General features: G+C 70.0%; 12 protein-coding genes, 1 tRNA gene and 1 pseudogene. 4 read left to right on the top strand and 10 right to left on the bottom strand.

The features are described from left to right. From EXE44_RS05705 to EXE44_RS05695, 3 genes are read right to left on the bottom strand one after another with little or no spacing between them, the layout of a single operon-like run. Window positions 1-531, bottom strand: coding sequence for a hypothetical protein (locus EXE44_RS05705; protein ID WP_137716328.1), 531 nt, complete (start codon window positions 529-531; stop codon window positions 1-3). Further along, the gene (locus EXE44_RS05700) at window positions 521-2,557 is read right to left on the bottom strand and encodes a type II secretion system F family protein (RefSeq protein ID WP_137716327.1); all 2,037 of its coding nucleotides are present in this window, start codon (window positions 2,555-2,557) and stop codon (window positions 521-523) included. Before EXE44_RS05700 ends, EXE44_RS05705 begins: the two co-directional genes overlap by 11 nt. A 27-nt stretch (window positions 2,558-2,584) precedes the next feature. Next, on the bottom strand, window positions 2,585-6,565 hold the full coding sequence (locus EXE44_RS05695) for an ATPase, T2SS/T4P/T4SS family (RefSeq protein ID WP_137716326.1): 3,981 nt from the start codon (window positions 6,563-6,565) through the stop codon (window positions 2,585-2,587). Window positions 6,566-6,672: 107 nt separating this feature from the next. Here EXE44_RS05695 and EXE44_RS05690 point away from each other — a divergent pair, with 107 nt between their 5' ends. Next, window positions 6,673-7,371 (top strand): DUF1405 domain-containing protein, encoded by a 699-nt coding sequence (locus EXE44_RS05690; protein WP_137716325.1) that lies wholly within the window; start codon window positions 6,673-6,675, stop codon window positions 7,369-7,371. Window positions 7,372-7,420: 49 nt separating this feature from the next. Beyond that, window positions 7,421-7,735, top strand: a pseudogene (locus tag EXE44_RS22050) (hypothetical protein). Window positions 7,736-7,897: 162 nt separating this feature from the next. Here EXE44_RS22050 and EXE44_RS05680 read toward each other — a convergent pair. From EXE44_RS05680 to EXE44_RS05670, 3 genes are all read right to left on the bottom strand, one after another. Beyond that, window positions 7,898-7,970, bottom strand: a tRNA-Arg gene (locus EXE44_RS05680). 52 nt (window positions 7,971-8,022) lie between these two features. After that, window positions 8,023-8,298 carry a twin-arginine translocase TatA/TatE family subunit gene (locus EXE44_RS05675; protein ID WP_137716324.1) on the bottom strand — a complete coding sequence of 92 codons (276 nt, stop codon included), beginning with the start codon at window positions 8,296-8,298 and terminating at the stop codon, window positions 8,023-8,025. Between the two features lie 153 nt (window positions 8,299-8,451). Beyond that, window positions 8,452-9,246 (bottom strand): hypothetical protein, encoded by a 795-nt coding sequence (locus EXE44_RS05670; RefSeq protein WP_241991796.1) that lies wholly within the window; start codon window positions 9,244-9,246, stop codon window positions 8,452-8,454. Between the two features lie 281 nt (window positions 9,247-9,527). Between EXE44_RS05670 and EXE44_RS05665 the strand changes: the two genes are divergently transcribed. Then, window positions 9,528-9,998, top strand: coding sequence for a redoxin domain-containing protein (locus EXE44_RS05665; RefSeq protein WP_137716322.1), 471 nt, complete (start codon window positions 9,528-9,530; stop codon window positions 9,996-9,998). Between the two features lie 33 nt (window positions 9,999-10,031). Here EXE44_RS05665 and EXE44_RS05660 read toward each other — a convergent pair whose 3' ends face one another. From EXE44_RS05660 to gyrB, 4 genes are all read right to left on the bottom strand, one after another. After that, window positions 10,032-12,059: an AMP-binding protein gene (locus EXE44_RS05660; protein ID WP_137716321.1), complete on the bottom strand. Its 2,028-nt coding sequence runs from the start codon at window positions 12,057-12,059 to the stop codon at window positions 10,032-10,034. 47 nt (window positions 12,060-12,106) lie between these two features. Further along, the gene (locus tag EXE44_RS05655) at window positions 12,107-12,484 is read right to left on the bottom strand and encodes a hypothetical protein (protein ID WP_137716320.1); all 378 of its coding nucleotides are present in this window, start codon (window positions 12,482-12,484) and stop codon (window positions 12,107-12,109) included. Window positions 12,485-12,567: 83 nt separating this feature from the next. Then, the gene (gene gyrA / locus EXE44_RS05650) at window positions 12,568-15,066 is read right to left on the bottom strand and encodes a DNA gyrase subunit A (protein WP_137716319.1); all 2,499 of its coding nucleotides are present in this window, start codon (window positions 15,064-15,066) and stop codon (window positions 12,568-12,570) included. Then, entirely contained in the window at window positions 15,063-16,979 is a 1,917-nt protein-coding gene (gyrB, locus tag EXE44_RS05645; RefSeq protein WP_137716318.1) for a DNA topoisomerase (ATP-hydrolyzing) subunit B, read from the bottom strand. The genes gyrA and gyrB overlap by 4 nt, the downstream gene beginning before the upstream one ends. Window positions 16,980-17,160: 181 nt before the next feature. Between gyrB and EXE44_RS05640 the strand changes: the two genes are divergently transcribed. Continuing rightward, window positions 17,161-18,372, top strand: a complete 1,212-nt coding sequence (locus EXE44_RS05640; protein ID WP_137716317.1) for an iron-containing alcohol dehydrogenase family protein — start codon at window positions 17,161-17,163, stop codon at window positions 18,370-18,372. Window positions 18,373-18,379: the final 7 nt, after the last annotated feature.

Genomic DNA, 18,379 nt, shown 5'->3' with positions numbered 1-18,379 from the left:
TCACCACACCCGCAGCGTGAGACGGTGCGTCTCTCGGCCGACGTCGTCCTCGGGGTCGACGTCGATGGCGACGATGCGACTCGCGGCCGCGACGCTCCGGTCGCGCGGCGGCGCGGGGCCGGCGCGCATCGGCACGGCGGCCCCGCCCGGGTCAAGCGTCCGAACGGTCCCGTTCCGCGTCACGGTGAGGTTGAGCCCCCGGAAGTCGTCGACGCCGAGCTCCGCGTGGAGGTCGTCGGCGTTGGCCGCCCAGTCGCAGCCGGACTCGGCGGCCGCCGTCGCCGGGTCCGTGCCGTCGAAGAACGCGAGGGTACACGCGTGCGACAGCGTCGCCGTCGAGCCCGCGCCGGCGAGCGACGACTCGGCGAGCCGCGCGGCGCCGCGCTCCGCGACGATGACGGTCGCCCCCTCGCCGACGGCGTACGGTTCGAGCAGCGACGGGACGAACGCGAAGGTGAACCCGACCGCGACGAGGAACACCGACATCCCGACGACGAAGTCGAGGACCGTCTGCGCGCGGTCAGCCGACATAGATCCACACCCCCAGCGCCAGCGTCATCAGGACCACGGCGTACTTGACGCCGGATATCAGCTCCGCGTCGCGGATGTAGCCGCTGATGAACCCGGAGAGGACCGCCTGGATCGTCACCGCGTGGAAGAACAGCATCGAGAGCACGTCGGGGTCGATGCTGCCGCCGCCGCCGAACCCGGCTCCGCCGGTGCTCCCGGCGCCGTCGCTCTGCGCGACCAGGTCGCCCATCACGTCGATGAACTGCGTCTGGAGGATGGCCATCACGCCGAGCAGCGTGACGTACGTCATCACGATGATCGCCACCTGCATCCGGGTCCGCGACTTCCGCTCGCGCTCGATGTCGTCCTGGTTCTCCGAGGCCTGCGCGGCCGTCGTGAGCACGTCCGTGATCTGCGAGGACGCCTCCTGCGCCTCGGTGATCAGCTTCACCGTCCGCGCGAGCCGCGGCACCGCGTAGGCGTTGTTGAACTCCACGAGGGCGTCCCGCAGGCTCATCCCGTAGTTCACCTTCGCGTGGATCACCTCGAACTCCTCGGCGAGCTTCCCGGTCGAGGTCTCCGAGACCGTGCGAACCGATTCGAGCAGCGTCTGGCCGGTGTCGTTCGCCGAGGAGAGCTTCCGGAGCGTCTCCGAGAGCTTCCCGGTCACCGCCCGCCGCGAGCGCTGGTGCCACTCGTAGAACACGCCGAGCGGGACCAGCACGACGTAGAGGGGCACGTAGACCCAGACGAACGCCGACCACACCGGGCGGGCGATCCAGCCGTCGACCGTCGTCGGCGCCGACCCGGCCGCGGCCGCGACGACGACCAGCGCGAGCGCCGCGGGCACGGTCAACGCGAGGGTGTACAGCGGGTTCTCGCGGAGGAAGAGGTGCGGCGCCGAGAGGATCTCCATCGTCTTGTGGGTCCCCTCGCGGTCGCGGATGCGGTCGAAGACGCCGAACGTCCCGACGAACGCCTCCACGAGCCCGAAGTGGAAGAGCCCCTCTTGGCTCGTCTGTCGGAGGCGCTCGCTGCCACCGTCGGGCTGGAGGTAGCCGTCGCCGGGGTCGTCCTGTTTCACCGTCGAGACCAGCACGAGGAAACCGACGCCGACCAGGGGGATGAGCAGGTACACCGTGACGTACAGCAGGCGGTCGTCGGCCTCGCCCATCATCCCCATGATGACGAGGATGATGATGAGCAGTAGCGGGAACAACGAGAGCGTCATGTACATCTCGCCGAACAGCTCCAGGGTCTCCAGGGTCATCTCGCGCTCCTGTTTCGACGTGCGGAGGTGCTTCTCCTTTTTGTCCTTCAGGAAGCCCTCCATGTCGCCGCCGGAGTTGACGATGGAGAGCATGTCGGCGAGGAACTGCGAGAGCTCGTCGGAGGGGGTCTCCATGGACTGCTGGCGGATGGCGTTCCGGTAGTCGGTGCCGAAGTACTCCGTCTCGTTGACGATGCTCTGGAACTCGCGGGACACCTCGCCGTAGGTGTCCTCCGCCGTCGCCATCGCGCGGAGGATCTCCAGCTGGTTCAGCCCGCCGACGGAGAGCGCGTACATGAACGACACCGAGTCCGCGAGCAGGAGGTTGATCTCCCGCTTCCGCGAGGAGGCGCGCGAGTACGGGACCGCGACGAGGCCGCCGAACCCGATCGCGAACCCGAGCGAGCCGAAGACGAGCCCGCTGAGGAGCACCGCGGTCGGCACGACGAGCGAGCGGAGCAGCTCCTGGATCGCCGTCGTCGGCGCCGGCACGCCGAGCGACAGCGTCGACGGGTCGATCAGCCCCAGCGAGAACACGCCGTAGCCGATCAGCGTGCCGAGCGCCCAGAGCAGCCCGCCGACCAGCAGGCCGACCGCCAGCGCCAGCGAGACGTACATCTCGACCTGGTCGGGCATCCGCGCCTCCGCGAGCTTGCGCTCCACGTCCGCGACGAAGTCGCCGTCGGGGTCGAACAGCAGCTCGAACACCGGGTAACACAGCTCCGCGAGTACGTTCGCGTCGACGCCGCCGTCGCCCGCGTCCACGTCGAGACTCACGGGACGGCCCTCACGAGGAACACGGCGTCACCCGTCCTCCGCGGGCTCGACGGCGTCGAACCCCCATTCGTCGATCTCGTCCGCCGATCCGTCGTCAGCCTCGTCGGGGTCGTCACCCTGCTCGGTCTCGTCGGCATCCTCCGCTTCAGCCGCTGTGTCTGCCGCGTCAGGCTCGTCCGGCGCGTCAACCACTTCCGGTTCGTCAGGCTCGTCCGGCCCGTCCATCTCGTCCGTGTCGAGCGCCTCGCCGTCGTCGGCCTCCGCGGAGGGCTCGCCCTCCACGGGCTCCGCGGCGCTGAATCCCTCGCTCACGTCGGGGGCCTCGTCGTCGCCGCGGGGCCCCGCGCCGGCGTCGGGCGGGGCACCGGGCTCGGAGGGGCCCGCGGGCGAGGAGAGCACGTCGACCCCCTCGTCGAACGGCTCGCCGAAGTCGATCCCGTCGAGGTCGCCCGAGCCGTCGCCGGCCGCCTCCGAGACCCCCTCGAAGTCGCCGTGCGCGGGCTCCGGCGACGGCGTTCCCGAGGGGCCCGCGCCCTCCGGCTCCGGGGGGACCCCGTCGTCGTTCCCGCCGTCGTCCGCGTCGGTCGCGCCGGGCGCCGGTTCGGGGCCGGCCGGCTCGTCGTACGCCGCGTCCGCCTCGCGGGCCGCCTCCGCGAGGGCCTCGTGGTCGCTCGCCGGGGCGGCCTCCACGTCGCCCGCGTGGTTCATCTCCAGGAGCGCGTCGGCGACGGAGTCGGGGACCTGCCCGCGGTACGTCTCGAAGAGGTCCTCGGCGGCGTCGAGTATCTCGGCGGCCTCCGCCTCGCCGTCCGCGTCCGGCGTCGGGCGGGGGACGAGCGCCTCCTTCTCGCGGTCGACGTTGATCAGGACCGACTCCATCTCGCGGAGGTCCTCCAGCGAGCGCTCCAGCTCCTCGTTGGCCATCAGCGCGAGCACCGTCTCCGGGTCGTTGATGAACGCCTGGAACGTCGCCGCCACCTGCGCGTAGCTGTTGAGCCCGCGGTCGATGAGGTAGGCCAAGACGACCCGGCGCTTCCGCAGCTCCTCGTCGAGGGTCGCCCGGCTCCAGCCGCGGTCGAACATGATGTCTTCGAGCGTGTTCGAGTCGCCCATCTGGAGGAACTCGTCCGTCTCCGCCTGCCACTGGAACACGTCCTGGACGTTGATCTCGTCGTTCTCGGCGTCGTAGTGATTGATCTCGGTGATCGACTTGTTCCGGCGAACCTTCTTGCCCTGTACCCTGGTCGAGGTCTGGATCGAGACCAGGTCGAGCGCGGTGAACATCGTCTTCGAGACGTTGATCGGGTCGGTGGTGAACCGCTTGAGCACCTCGCCGACGGAGTCGGCGTGGAACGTGGTGTAGGTGGTGTGACCGGTCGACATGACCTGGAACGCCGTCCGGCCCTCCTCGCCGCGGATCTCGCCCATCACGATGTAGTCGGGGCGCTGGCGGAGCGCGGCCTCCAGCAGGTCGAACTCGTCGATGTCGCCCTTGTCGTCGTCCGAGAAGGAGGGGCGCGTGACGGAGGCGATCCAGTTGCGCTGCGGGAGCTCGACCTCGCGGGTGTCCTCGATGGAGACGATCTTCGCGTTCGAGGGGATGAAAAGCGAGACCGCGTTCAGGCTCGTCGTCTTCCCGGAGGCGGTGCCGCCGGCGAAGATCAGGCTCTTGTGGTTCTCGATGGAGAGCCAGAGGAACGCCATCTCGTCGAGCGAGAACGTCTTCCAGTTGATGAGGTCGATCGGGGTGAAGGGGACGTCGTTGAACTGGCGGATCGTGTAGTTGGTCCCGTGGTCGGACACCTCGCGGCCGAGGGTGAGCTGGGCCCGGGACCCGTCCGGGAGCGTGGCGTCGACCTGCGGCCGGCGCTTCGAGATCCCCTTGCCGGAGCGCTGCGCGAGCTTCACCACGAAGTCGTCGAGCTCGTCGGTGCCGTGGTAGACGTTGGTGATGATCTGCTCGTACTCGGAGTGGTAGACGAAGACGGGGGAGTTGTACCCGTCACACGAGATGTCCTCGACGTTGATGTCGTACTTGATCGGGTCGATCCGCTCGTAGCCGACGAAGTCCCGCTTCAGGTAGTACAGGAGCTTCTCGACCTGGTGAGCGGACAGCGTGCGGGCGTCCTCCGCGAGCACAGCGGGCTCGGGCCGGGCGCTGATCTCCGGCGGGTCGTCGGGCTCCTCTGTCGGCGGCTCGTACCCGAGCGACTCCGCGATCCGCCCGGCGATCCCCTGCGTCGGGTCGATACCGAAGCGGTCGACGAGCGTGTCGGCGATGCCCCGCTCGTCCTCGTCGTCCTCGTAGAGCCCGTAGCGGTCGAGGAGCGTGCGCGCCTCCTCGACGATCACCTCCTCGCGGAACGCCTCGTCGCCGCCCGCGATCGACTCGTCGGCGTACTTGATCGACGTCCGGAGCTTCCCGGTGAGGAACTCCGTGAGGTCCGTCTCGATCTCGGTGCGGTACGGCTGGACGGCGTAGTACTTCGCCTCGTTCTCCTTCCGCGACCGGAAGACGATGACGAACGCGTACGGCTTGTTCACCCAGTAGCGCTCCTCCTCCCGGAAGTGGGTCTTCTTCTGCATCGGCACCGCCTTCTCCAGGTCGTACCGGTTCGTCAGCGTGGTGTGGCCCTCGTCGGTCGAGAAGAACGCGTCCTCGTCGACCTCCGGGTTCACGTCCACGGTCCGCTCGTCGACGAGGTCGGCGAGCTCGGCCGCGGCGTTCCCGCCGGCGCCGAGCAGCTCCTCGGTGCGGTCCGGGTCGAACCCGAGCGCCTCCGTCTTGTCCTCGTGGGTGAACTCCAGCGGGACCGGCTCGCCTTCCTCGTTCTCCTCGGTCGGCGGGTTCCCGTCCTCGTCCAAGAAGAACTCCTCGCGGTAGTTCTCCCACGTGTAGTACCCCTTCAACACCGGGACCGAGTACGGGTCGTAGCGGGCCGCGCACATGTCCCAGAGGATGTCGCCGACCGCGGCGGCCGCGCGGAACCGGTAGTCGGTCTCGCTCGGGTCGAACCCCAGCAGCGTCGCCGGGTCGAACTCGACCCGGTCCCACTCGTCGGGGGTCGGCGCGCGAGAGGGCACCGACTCGACGCCGTCGCCGGGCGCGACGACGACCCCCGAGACGCCCTCCCGACCGACCGGACGGTCGAAGACCGTCTCCGGGCCGGCGTCGGCGGGTTCGGCCGCCTCGGAGTCGGAATCTCCGCCGGCGTCCTCGTCGCCGTCGGCAGTCGGGGCATCGCTCTCCTTAGCGTCGTCTTCCGGGGCGTCTTCCGCGTCTTCCGGGGGCGCCGAGTCCGCGTCGCCATCGGCCTCATCCGCGTCGTCCGCTTCGTCTACATCGTTCGCCTCATCCGCGTCGGACTTCGTCTCGTCCGCGTCATCGGCCTCGTCCGTCTCTTCGCCGGCTCCGCCGCCGTCCGCTGTGTCGTCTTCGCGCTCGCCGGCCTCGACGGGGTCGGGCGTCGGCGGCGCCGCCACCCGCTCGCCGGTCGGCACGACGGCGGCGCCGCGCAGGACCACGGCGTCCGGGCCCACCACGAGCGTGCCCCGCTCCGGGGTGCCGTGGCCGGGGACCTCGGTCTCGCCGTCCGCCTCGAACGGCTCGTCGACGCCCGCCGCGCGGAGCACGTCGGTCGCACCGTTTGGGAGGTGGAGCGCGACGGCGTCCGCCGGGACCGCCGGCGCGTCCGGCACGTCGGCGTAGACGCGCTCCGCGGCCGCCTCGTGTCCCCGGTCCGTCAGCAGCGACCGCCACGTGTACCGATCGGTGACGACCGGGAAGCCCGCGCTCGTCTCGTCCCGCTCGGCGTCCTCCGAGCGGTCGAGCGATCCCTCTCGTAGGTCGTCGGGATCCGCCCGCGGCGCCGACTCGACCTCGCCCCCGTCCGCTTCGGTCGGGTCCGCGTCCGGGTCCGTTGCGTCGGACTCGGCCGCGTCGGACGCCGATCGATCGCCCTGGGGGGCGGATCGGTGGGCGGACCGCTCGGCGTCCTCGTTGGCCATAATCGCGAGAACGGTGCGTCCGTTGAAAAAGGTGTCTCGCTAAACACCGTGATTGATAATCGTCGGCGACGGGCGGATTTTAGGCCCCCGCGCACCGACCGGGTACCGTGTCACGCGCCGAACGGCTCCGACGGCTTCGACGGCTCCGCCGCCCGGCGGTCAGGCGGCGCGTCCGGGCGGCGATAGCGGCGGAGCTGCTCGGGCGTCCGCGGAGCCTCGCCGTCGTCTGCGCGTTCACCGCGTTCATGCTCGCGGTGGGGGTCGCGTACTACGCGCCGACCGCGGGCGAGGTGCCGGTCCCCCTCTGGCCGCTGTACGCCGACTCGGCGGTCGCTGTCGCGCTCGGCGGCGCCGTCCTCGCGAGCCTCGTCGCGACCGTTCGGCGCGGCGGCGATATCACCGCGGACGCACCGGCGTCGCGGCCGCTGGCGTACCTCCACACGCTCGCGTTCGTTTGGCTGGTCACGTTCGGCCTCTGGCCGCTGGTCTCGCTGAACCTCGCGTTCGGCGAGTACGTCGCCGCGCCCGACGCCTGGATCTACTACTGGGGCGTGATCGGCACGCACCTGCTGTTCGTGGGGCTCGCGCTGCTGTTCCCGGCGTTCGGCCGCACGACGCGCGGCGCGCTCGCGACGGCGCTGGCGCTCGGCGTCGCGAACGTCGTCCTCGACTACGGGCTCGGCTATCACCCGCCGCTCCTGTACGATCCCGGCCCGCTGCTGGCGGCCGCGACGCTGGCCATCGCGGTCGGAGCGGTCGCGCTCGCGGCGCGGTCCTTCCCGCGACTGAGCGAGGACACGGGCTGAGAGGCGGGCCGGACCGGAACGTCAAATAAGCGGACACCGATCGGCCGACATGGCCGAGGAATACGACAAACTGGTCCGAGACGAGATCCCGGAGATCATCGAGGCGGACGGCGGGCGAGCGCAGACGCACGTCGCCGGCGGGGACGAGTAGGCGGACCGGCTCGCCGCGAAGCTGGTCGAGGAGACCGCGGAGTACCGAGAGAGCCGCGATCCGCGGGAGCTGGCGGACGTGCTCGAAGTGGTCCACGCGCTCCGCGAACTGAACGGACTCTCCGCGGAGGAACTGGCGGAACTACGCGCGGAGAAGGCCGAGCGACGGGGGCGGTTCGACGAACGGATCGTCCTCGAACGGGTCGAAGAGTAGTCGCCCTCAATGCGTTACCGGCGGTCGCGACGGGATTCATGCGAGACTAACGCAGTGGGTCTCGCTTGGTTCGAGTCCCCGGACCGCTACTGCTCACTTCGTTCGCAGGTAGCGGGCACGGCGGGATCCACGCGAGCGAACGCAGTGAGCGAAGCGAAGTCACGGGCGCGACGGGATTCGAACCCGCGATCGAGAGGTTAGGAACCTCTCGCCCTGTCCGCTAGGCCACGCGCCCAGAACGGGTGGAGAAAACGGTACGGCGGGGATCGGTCGGCGTCGGGGCCGGCTTACGCGCTCGTTTCCTTCTCGGTCTCGGTCTCCAGCTCGTCGAGGTCGTCGTCCTCGTCGTCGAGCGTCGAGTCCGCGCTCTTGCCCTCTTGCATGTCTTTCAGCTCCTCTTCGACCTGTTCGCGGCCCTTCTTGAACTCACCCATCGCCTGGCCGGTCGACCGAGCGAGCTTCGGGATCTTGTTCGCCCCGAACAGCAGGACCAGCACGAGCAGGATTATGAGGAGCTCCGGCCCCGCCGGAATGCCGCCGATCAGTGGAATCGCACTTATCATCTCTGTCTCGCTGTAGCCCTGTGTCGATTATAGTCTTTTTGCCTCGTCGGGTCGTCGCGCGGCGCCTCGCACGGCGCGACGGGCCGAACGGACGGCGTCGCCGCTCGGGCGCCGATCGGCCGGCAGTGGTCGTCCGCACGCGAACGGACCGAGTCAGTCGGGGCGAGCGAGTTGCGCGAAGTACCAGTCGCCGTCGTAGCGGACGAGCGGGGCGACGCCGTCGCCAGTCGAGACGGCGTCGACGACGGCCGCGAACGGATCGGAGAGCGGCGGGGCCTCCGCGTACTCGGAGTCGATCGCCGCGTCGAGGACCGCGCGCTGGTCCTCGGTCGGGTTGTCGAGCGAACGGCCGCGCTCCTCGCCGACGGCCTCGCGGAAGCCGCGCTGCGACGAGGCGACGCGGTCGGCGCGGACGGCGACGGTCCGCACCTCGACCGACCGCTCCTCCTCGAACGAAAACCGGAGGAGTTCGCCGTCCCACGCGACCCGCTGACCGTCGTTCTCGGGGACGAAGCGGGAGCGCTCCCGCCGCTCGGCGGACGGGTACGCGAAGGTGACCTCGAACGGCGGGTAGTGTGGCGCGTGGACGAGCGACGCGTCGCCGAGCGCGTCGAGGACGGTGTCGCGGTCGTGGGCCGGCAGCTCCGCGAACGACGTGCTCTGCGGGGGACCGAACAGGAACGAGTCGAGGGCGTCGACCGCCACCGTGTACGCGTAGCCCGGCGCCGAGACGGATCGGACGGTCTCCGTCGCGATCCGGTAGTACTCGGGGTCGTCGGTGACGACGTACGGCGCCGAGACGTCGGGGCCGTAGTACCCGTCGACGGTGCCTTCCTCGCCGCCGATCGCGGTCCTGACGGCGGCCCGCCCCGCGTGCCCGACGGCGTCGACCGGGGTGCTGAACTCGTTCGAGACGCCGACCGGCGAGGCCTCGTCGAGTCGCAGCACCGTCCGCGAGCGACCGTCGTCCGCCGAATAGTCCGTGAGACAACCTGACAAGCCGGTCAGCGATGCGGTTGCGGTCAGCAGCGCCACTTGTCGACGGGAGGGGCCGCGTGGAGGGCGGGACATCGGCGGCCCTTCGTCGGGGGCGCACTTGATTCCGTCCCCGAGCACGGAACGCGTTGCCCGGGCTGCCGACTGGAGGCAGGCAGGAGGTGGGGAGTGCGGGATTCCGGCCCGGGTTCCGCCGTCGAAACGGTGATACGCCCGGCCGACGAGGTGCCGGTATGCCAGACGTCGGCGACGACGCCCCAGACTTCACCGGATCGCTCGTGGACGGCGACATCGCGCCGTTCGAACTCTCCGACCACCTCGGCGACGAGCCGGTCGTCCTCGCCTTCTTCCCGGCGGCCTTCTCGAACACCTGTACCGACGAGATGGAGGCGCTCCGCGACGGGTTCGACCGCGACGACTGTACGCTGTTCGGCGTGAGCACCGACCTCCCGCACGCGCTCGGCGCGTACCGGGCCCAGTACGACCTCCCGTTCGCGCTGGTCGGCGACCCCGACCACCGCGCGATCGAGGCGTACGACGTGATCGAGGACTTCGAGCACTACGGCGTCGAGACGGTCGCGCAGCGCGCCGTGTTCGTGATCGACGCGGACGGGACCGTGACGTACCGCTGGCTCGCGGACAACGCCGGACAGGAGCCGGACTACGACGAACTGGCCGCGGCGGTTGCGGACGCGAGCGCCTGACGGGCGCGACGCCCGGGTCGGCGCGGGCCTCGCTCAGGCCGGATCGCGGAGCGAGTCGAGCGCCTCGGGGTTCTCCATCGAGGAGAGGTCTCCCGGGTCCTCGCCGACGTACACCGACTCGATCGCGCGGCGGATGATCTTCCCCGACTGCGTCTTCGGGAAGGCGTCCACGAACAGCAGTTCACGCGGCCGGAACGGCTTGCCGTGTTCGTCGCCGACCAGCGCGCGGAGCTCCTCGCGGAGGTCGTCGCTCGGGTCGACGCCCGGTTCGAGCACGACGTACGCGACGACCGCGGTGCCGGTGGTGTCGTCGGGCACGCCGACCGCAGCCGCCTGGTTGACCGCGTCGTGGTCGATGAGGACGCCCTCTATCTCGGCCGGACCGACCTTCCGGCCCGCGACGTTCAGGGCGTCGTCGGCGCGGCCGTGGAGGAACCAGAAGCCGTCGTCGTCCTTCTGCGCGAAGTCGCCGTGGTCCCACAGGTCGGGCCACGTCGACCAGTACTCCTCGAGGTAGCGCTCGTCGCCCGACCACAGCGACTTCGTCATCGATGGGCAGGAGTCGCGCGCGACGAGGTAGCCGCGCTCGCCCGACTCCCTGACCGACTCGCCGGTCTCGTCGACGATATCGATGTCCATTCCGAGGCCGGGGCCGCCGAGCGTACAGGGCTTCAGCGGCTGGTTCGGCATCGGCATGAGGAAGCAGCCGCAGATCTCCGTGCCGCCGGAGATGTTGATTATCGGGCACTCGCCGCCGCCGACGGCGTCGTGGAACCACCGCCACGACTCGGGGTCCCACGGCTCGCCGGTAGAGCCCAAGATCCGGAGCGAGGAGAGGTCGTGGCCCTCGACCCACTCGTCGCCGTGTTTACGGAGCGCGCGGATCGCGGTCGGCGAGATGCCGAACTGCGTGATCGAATGCCGGTCGATCATCTCCCAGAAGCGGTCCGGCTCGGGGTGGTCGGGCGCGCCCTCGTACATCACCACCGTCCCGCCGAACGCGTGGTTGCCGATCAGCGTCCACGGGCCCATCATCCAGCCGATGTCGGAGACCCAGAAGAACCGGTCCGCGGGCTTCTGGTCGAAGCCGAAGTGGATCTCCTTCGCGCACTGCGTGAGGACGCCCGCGTGGGTGTGGACGATCCCCTTCGGAGTCCCCGTCGTCCCCGAGGAGTACAGCAGCATGGACTCCTGGTCGCTCGGGAGGTGCTTCGTCTCGTAGGTCCCCGGCTGCGAGCCGACCGCCTCGTCCCACGTCCGGTCGCGGTCGTCGTCCCACGGGACGGGATCGGCGTCGGTTCCGCCGTCACCGTCGCCGGCCGGCGTCGCCCCCAGCCTGTCGTACACGACCACCTCCTCGACCTGCCCGGCGTCGGCGATCGCGTCGTCCGCGGTCCCCTTCAGCCGGACCCCGTCGCCCCGTCGGTAGAACCCGTCGCCGGTGAACAGCACCGCGGGCTCCGCGTCGTCGATCCGCGTCGCGGTCGCCTCGCGGCCGAAGCCGGAGAAGATCGGGACGGCGACCGCGCCGACCTTCAGGCACCCGTAGAGGATCGAGACGACCTCGGGCACCATCGGCATGTAGAGGCCCACCGTGTCGCCCGTCTCGATCCCGGCCTCCGTCAGGTAGTTCGCGACGCGGTCGCTCTGCCGGCGGAGCTCGTGGAACGTGACCTCGCGGACGTCGCCCGGCTCGCCCTCCCAGATCAGCGCGACGCGGTTGCGGTTCGGGGAGTCGACCGCGGCGTGGCGGTCGACGACGTTGTGCGCGACGTTGATCTCCCCGCCGGGGTACCAGTCGGAGAACTGCGGGCCCTCCGCGTCGTCCCGAACGGCGTCGTAGTCGGCGTAGAAGTCGATGTCGAGGTAGTCGACGATCTCGTCCCAGAACCAGTCGACGCCGGACTCGAACTCGCCCGGGACCTCGGAGGTGGTGCGTTCGATGAGCGCCTCGTAGTCGTCGATCCCGTACTCCCGCATGAACGCGGCGACGTTCGTCGACTCGGCGAACGCCTCGCTCGGTTCGTGTACGACCTCGTCTATCCCCTCGTACTCGTCCATCTCGACCGGTGATTTTCGCGGCGACAGTAAGTAATTTTCCTGAAGGACTACCGCGGCTCGGCGCACTCGCCCGCGACCTCGACGGCCTCGGCGTCGACCGCGACGCGACCGTCGTACAGGGCGCAAGTGCCCGCGTCCCACGCGAGTCCGCCCTCCCAGTCGGTACCGGTCACCGCGGCCTCGTGTCGGCCCGCCGCGCCCACGGTGACCTCGAACGCGCGGGCGACCCCCGGCTCCACGCGGTCGGACTGCTCGGCGTAGGTCGACCCGTCGTCGCCAGCAACGACCACGTCCACGTCCACGGGAGCGTCGCCGTCGTTACGGACCGTGAGGTCGAGTCGGCTCGGCTCGGGATCGCCGAGACACCCGGCCGCCGCGCCGGCCAGCGCGCCGGCACTCGCGGCGAGGAGGCTCCGTCGTTCCATGCTAGCCGGTGGTCGGGGCGGGACTTCAACCCCGCACACCCCAGCGGTGTGAGTCCGCGAGGAGAAAGTCGGTGTCCGGCCCGCTATTCGTCGTCGCTCTCCCCGTCGTCACCTTCGTCGTCCGCGGCCGCGTGGACCGACTCGGGGACGATGTCGACGGAGGCGACCTCGTCGTCGGGGTCGAGGTTCATCACGATGACGCCCTTCGTGTTGCGGCTCACCGTCGATATCTCCTCGACGCGGGTCCGCATGATCTGCCCGGCGGCGCTCATCGCGACGAGGTGGTCGCCGTGGGTGACCGCCTCGATGGCGACAACCTCGCCGTTGCGGTCGCCGGTCTTGATGTCGACGAGGCCCTTCCCGTTCCGGGACTGCGGGCGGTACTCGTCGAGGTCGGAGCGCTTCCCGTACCCGTTCTCCGTGACGGTGAGCACCCAGTTGTGGTATTCGTCGTCGATGGCGGCGACGCCCGCGACGGCGTCGCCCTCGCGGAGGTCGATGCCGATCACGCCGCGGGCCGTGCGGCCCATCGCGCGGGCGTCCGACTCGTCGAAGCGGATCGCCATCCCGTCGCGGCTCCCGATGACGATGTCGCGCTCCCCGTCGGTCACCTCGACGTCGACCAGCTCGTCGCCGTCTTCCAGCCGGATCGCGCGGATCCCGGTCGAACGGATGTTGCCGAACTCCTCGACCGCGGTCCGCTTGATGTACCCGTCGCGGGTGACCATCGTGAGGAACTCGTCGTCGTCCAAGTCCTCCGTGTTGACCACCGACTCGATCTCCTCGCCGTCGTCCAGATCGAGGAGGTTGACCGCGGACTTCCCGCGGGCCGTGCGGGACATCTCCGGGATCTCGTAGGTCTTCAGCTCGTAGATCTGGCCGTGGTTCGTGAAGACGAGGAGGTAGTCGTGGGAGTTGGCCGCGAACACCGAGGAGACGCGGTCACCCTCCTTGAGCCCGGTGCCGATGATCCCCTTGCCGCCGCGGTTCTGCGCGCGGAACTCGTCGAGGGGCATCCGCTTGATGTAGTCGTCCTCGCTCATCACGACGACCTGCTCTTCTTCCGGGATCAGGTCCTCGTGGGTCACGTCGCCCGCGTCCTCGATGAAGCTCGTGCGGCGCTCGTCGTCGTACTCGGCCTTGATCGCCTGTAGCTCGTCGACGATCACCTGGTCGAGCTCGTCGGGGTCCGAGAGGATGGTCTCCAGCCGCTCGATACGGGCCTTGACTTCCTCGTACTCTTCCTCGATCTCGGCCGTCTCCATCGAGGTGAGCGAGCCGAGCTGCATCCGGACGATGTGGGCCGCCTGCGCCTCGGTGAAGTCGAACGTCGACTCCAGCGCGGCCTTCGCGGCGTCGCGGTCGTCGGAGTCCTGGATCGTCTCGACGACGTCGTCGACGTTGTCGAGCGCCTTCAGGCGCCCTTCGAGGATGTGCGCGCGGTCCTCGCGCTCGGCGAGCTCGTGCTCGGAGCGGCGGCGCACGACCTCGCGCCGGTGGTCGACGTAGTGTTCGAGCGTCTGCTTGAGGTCGAGCACCTGCGGCGAGCCGTCGACCAAGGCGAGGTTGATGACGCCGAACGTGCGTTCGAGGTGGCTCTCCAACAGCTGGTTTTTCACCACGTCCGCCATCGCGTCGCGCTTCAGTTCGACGACGATCCGGATCCCGTCGCGGTCGGACTCGTCGCGGAGGTCGCGGATGCCCTCGATGGCGCCCTCGTTGACATCCTCCGCGATGCGCTCGACGAGCCGCGACTTGTTCTGCTGGAAGGGGAGCTCGCTGATGACGATCCGGCCCTCCTCCTCGTGGACCTCGAACTCGGCGCGGACCCGGATCCGGCCGCGACCGGTCTTGTACGCCTTGTGGACCGCGTTCCGCCCGACGATGTTCGCGCCGGTCGGGAAGTCCGGCCCCTTGACGTGCTCCATCAGGTCCTCGACGCTCGCGTCGGGGGTCTCGATCAGCTCGACGGTGGCGTCGACCACCTCGCCGAGGTTGTGCGGCGGGATGTTCGTCGACATCCCGACGGCGATGCCCGACGAGCCGTTGACGAGCAGGTTCGGGAACGCGGCCGGGAGCACCTCGGGCTCTTCCAAGCGGTCGTCGTAGTTCGCCTGGAAGTCGACGGTGTCGCGCTCGATGTCCGCCATGAGCTCCTCGGCGATGGGGGACATCCGGGCCTCCGTGTACCGCATCGCGGCCGGCGGGTCGCCGTCGACCGAGCCGAAGTTCCCCTGCCCGTCGACGAGCGGGTAGCGCATCGAGAAGTCCTGGGCCATCCGCGCGAGCGTGTCGTAGATGGCGCTGTCGCCGTGCGGGTGGTAATCGCCCATCGTCTCGCCGACGACGGAGGAGGACTTGCGGTGCGCGGAGTTGCTCGTCACGCCCGCCTCGTTCATCGCGAAGAGGATGCGGCGGTGGACGGGCTTGAGCCCGTCGCGCACGTCGGGGAGCGCCCGTCCCGCGATGACGGACATCGCGTAGTCGATGTACGACTGCTCCATCTCGTCCTCGATGCGCGCGTTCGTCACCTGCGCGGCGCGTACGTCGCCGGGGTCGGCGTCTGGCGTCTCCGAGCTCATATGTCCACCCACTCCGCCTCGGTCGCGTGCTCCTTGATGAACTGCTTGCGCGGCTCGACCGCGTCACCCATCAGCACGTTGAACATCCGGTCCGCCGCGGCCGCGTCGTCGATGGTGATCCGCTTGAGCCGGCGGTTCTCCGGGTCCATCGTGGTGTCCCACAGCTGGTCGGGGTTCATCTCGCCGAGCCCCTTGAACCGCTGGACCTGCGTCGGGTTGCCGTCGCACTCCTCCTCGACGATGCGGTCGCGCTCCGCCTCCGTCATCGCGTCGTACGTGTTCCCGCGGTAGCGGACGCGGTACAGCGGCGGCTGGGCCGCGTACACGTAGCCGGCCTCCAGGAGGGGCTTCATGTGGCGGTACAGCAACGTGAGAAGCAGCGTCCGGATGTGGGCGCCGTCGACGTCGGCGTCCGTCATCAGGATGATCTTGTTGTACCGCACGTCGTCGATGTCGAACTCCTCGCCGATGCCGGCGCCGATCGCGGTGATCAGCGCGCGGATCTCGTCGTTCTCCAGAATGCGGTCGAGGCGGTGTTTCTCGACGTTGAGTATCTTCCCCTTCAGCGGGAGGATCGCCTGGTTCTCGCGGTTGCGCCCCTGCTTCGCCGAGCCCCCGGCGGAGTCGCCCTCGACGACGAACAGCTCCGCCTCCTCCGGGTCGCGGGTCTGACAGTCGGCGAGCTTCCCGGGTAAGGCGGTGGATTCGAGCGCCGACTTCCGGCGGGTGAGCTCCTCGGCCTTCTTCGCGGCCTTCCGAGCGCGCGCGGCCTCGGCGGCCTTGTGGACGACCTTCTCGGCCGTGTCCGGGTTCTCCTCGAAGAAGGTGCCGAGCTTCTCGTGGGTCGCGGACTCGACGACGCCGCGCACCTCGCTGTTGCCGAGCTTCGTCTTCGTCTGCCCCTCGAACTGCGGGTCGGGGTGTTTCACCGAGACGACCGCGGTGAGGCCCTCGCGCACGTCCTCCCCTTTGAGGTTCGCGTCGAGGTCGTCGACGAGGCCGTGCTCGTTGGCGTAGTCGTTGACCGTCCGGGTGAGCGCGGTCTTGAACCCGGTGAGGTGGGTGCCGCCCTCGCGTGTGTTGATGTTGTTCGCGAACGCGTGGACGGAGCCCTGGAGCTCCTCGGTCGCCTGCATCGCGACCTCGACGTGGACGCCGTCGGTCTCGTCCTCGAAGTAGATGACCTCCTCGTGGATCGGCGAGCGCGTCTCGTTGAGGTACGCGACGAACTCGCGGATCCCGCCGTCGTACTTGAACGTCTCCGCGGTGTCGTCGCGGTCGTCGACGAGCCGGATCTCGACGCCGGAGTTGAGGAAGGCGAGCTCGCGGAGCCGGTTCGCGAGCGTCGACGTCTGGAACTCCGTCGTCTCGAATATCTCCGCGTCGGGCCAGAACCGGATCTCCGTCCCGGTCGACTCGTCGCCGTCCATGTCGCGGACGCGCTCGAACCCGTCCTCCGCGGGCTCGCCCCCGGCGAACCGGTGGCGGAAGACGCCGCCGTCGCGCTTGACCTCGACCTCCAGACGCTCGGAGAGCGCGTTGACGACGCTGACGCCGACGCCGTGGAGCCCGCCCGAGACCTGGTACGACTTTGAGTCGAACTTCCCGCCGGCGTGGAGGACGGTCAGGATGACCTCCAGCGCGGGCCGGTCGTACTCCTCGTGTGTGTCGACCGGGATCCCGCGCCCGTCGTCGCTGACGGAGACGGAGCCGTCCTCGTGGATCCGCACCTCGATCTCCTCGCAGTACCCCGCGAGCGCCTCGTCGATGGAGTTGTCGACGACCTCGTAGACGAGGTGGTGGAGCCCTCGACCGTCCGTGGACCCGATGTACATCGCCGGTCGCTTACGGACGGCCTGTAGGCCCTCGAGGACCTGGATTTGGCCGGCTCCGTATTCACTCTGCTCTGACATAGGAACTTACTATCGCTAATCGCTGTCGGCTTATAAAGCCGGCGCACGCGCGCGGGCGTGAGCGGCGTCCTGGATGGACCGAGGAGACGCGATCGGCACCGCCGACGGACCGACGAGACGCGCCGGAGCGTGGGTAGTGTTCCCACAGTTACAAGCCGCGTCCCCGCGTACCGATCGCCGAATGCTACCGATCGCGGACTCCTTCGAACACGTTCACCGCGGCTGCGAGATCCGGTACGGACGGGGGCGAATCGCCGACCTCGGGGGCTGGCTCGCCGAGCGCGGCCTCGACGACGCCCTGGTCGTCTGCGGCTCGAACACGGGCGCGAACGACGCGCTGATGGACCCGATACGGGCCGGGCTCGGCGACCGGCTCGCCGGCGTCTTCGACGGGACGACCCCCGACAAGCGGGTCGAGACCGCCTACGACCTGCTGGACGCGCGCGAGGAGGCGGGCGCCGACGTGCTCGTCGCGGTCGGCGGCGGCGCGAGCCTCGACGTCGCGCGGCAGGCGACGCTGCTCGCCGCCGACGGCCGCGACCTCGACGACCTCCGCGCCGACGCGGAGGCGGGGCCGGACGCGCTCGGTGACCTCGCACCCGAGAGCGGTCCGGCGGTCCCGTTCGTCGTCGTGCCGACGACGTTCGCGGGCGCGGACGTCTCCACGGGCGGGTCGCTGGAGATCTTCTCCGCCGACGAGTCGCCGACCGGCCAGCCGGTGACCGTCAGCGGGAGCGGCGCGTGGCCGATCGCGGACGTGGCCGACCCGGCGCTGTTCGAGACGACGCCGACCTCGGTGCTGGCCGGGTCGGCGATGAACGGCTTCGACAAGGGGATCGAGACGCCGTACGCCCGCGACGCCGACCCGGTGAGCGACGCGGCCGCGGTCCACGGGCTCCGCCTCCTCTCGGACGCGCTGCCCCGCGTGGCCGGCGACCGACCGGGGGGCGAGGACGCGACGGACCGCGCGGTGGTCGGGTCGCTGCTCGTCCAACTGGACCGCAAGATCAGCGTGATCCACGCGTTTGGACACGGGTTCGCCCGCCGCTACGATGTCCAGCAGGGAGCGATCCACGCGGTCGTCGCGCCGCACGCGCTGGCGTACCTCTTCGACGAGGTCGACGCGAGCCGCCGGGCCCTCGCGGCCGGGCTCGGGGTCCCGACCGACGGGCGCGACGACGGCGCGATCGCCGAGGACGTGGTCGAGGCGGTCGCCGCGGTGCGCGACGCGCTCGACGTGCCGAGCAGGCTCCGAGACCTCCCCGAGACGGACGAGGCGGACCTCCCGGCGATCGCCGAGTTCGTCGCCGAGGACCCGCCGATGGAGCGCGCGCCGGCCGACCTCGACGCGACCGCGGCGGGGATCCTCGGCGTGTTGCGCGCGGCCTGGTAAGGAGGGG

Source organism: Halorubrum sp. SS7, from assembly GCF_005435055.1.
In the GTDB taxonomy this organism is placed as follows: Archaea; Halobacteriota; Halobacteria; order Halobacteriales; family Haloferacaceae; genus Halorubrum; species Halorubrum salinarum.
This window is presented reverse-complemented; position numbering and strand designations above follow the sequence as displayed.

Excerpts from the sequence above, each read along its gene's own strand:
- EXE44_RS05695 (WP_137716326.1), bottom strand. The coding sequence starts at position 6,565 with ATGGCCAACGAGGACGCCGAGCGGTCCGCCCACCGATCCGCCCCCCAG.
- EXE44_RS05655 (WP_137716320.1), bottom strand. The coding sequence starts at position 12,484 with ATGGAACGACGGAGCCTCCTCGCCGCGAGTGCCGGCGCGCTGGCCGGC.
- EXE44_RS05705 (WP_137716328.1), bottom strand. The coding sequence starts at position 531 with ATGTCGGCTGACCGCGCGCAGACGGTCCTCGACTTCGTCGTCGGGATG.
- EXE44_RS05665 (WP_137716322.1), top strand. The coding sequence starts at position 9,528 with ATGCCAGACGTCGGCGACGACGCCCCAGACTTCACCGGATCGCTCGTG.
- EXE44_RS05640 (WP_137716317.1), top strand. The coding sequence starts at position 17,161 with ATGCTACCGATCGCGGACTCCTTCGAACACGTTCACCGCGGCTGCGAG.
- gyrA (WP_137716319.1), bottom strand. The coding sequence starts at position 15,066 with ATGAGCTCGGAGACGCCAGACGCCGACCCCGGCGACGTACGCGCCGCG.
- gyrB (WP_137716318.1), bottom strand. The coding sequence starts at position 16,979 with ATGTCAGAGCAGAGTGAATACGGAGCCGGCCAAATCCAGGTCCTCGAG.
- EXE44_RS05675 (WP_137716324.1), bottom strand. The coding sequence starts at position 8,298 with ATGATAAGTGCGATTCCACTGATCGGCGGCATTCCGGCGGGGCCGGAG.
- EXE44_RS05660 (WP_137716321.1), bottom strand. The coding sequence starts at position 12,059 with ATGGACGAGTACGAGGGGATAGACGAGGTCGTACACGAACCGAGCGAG.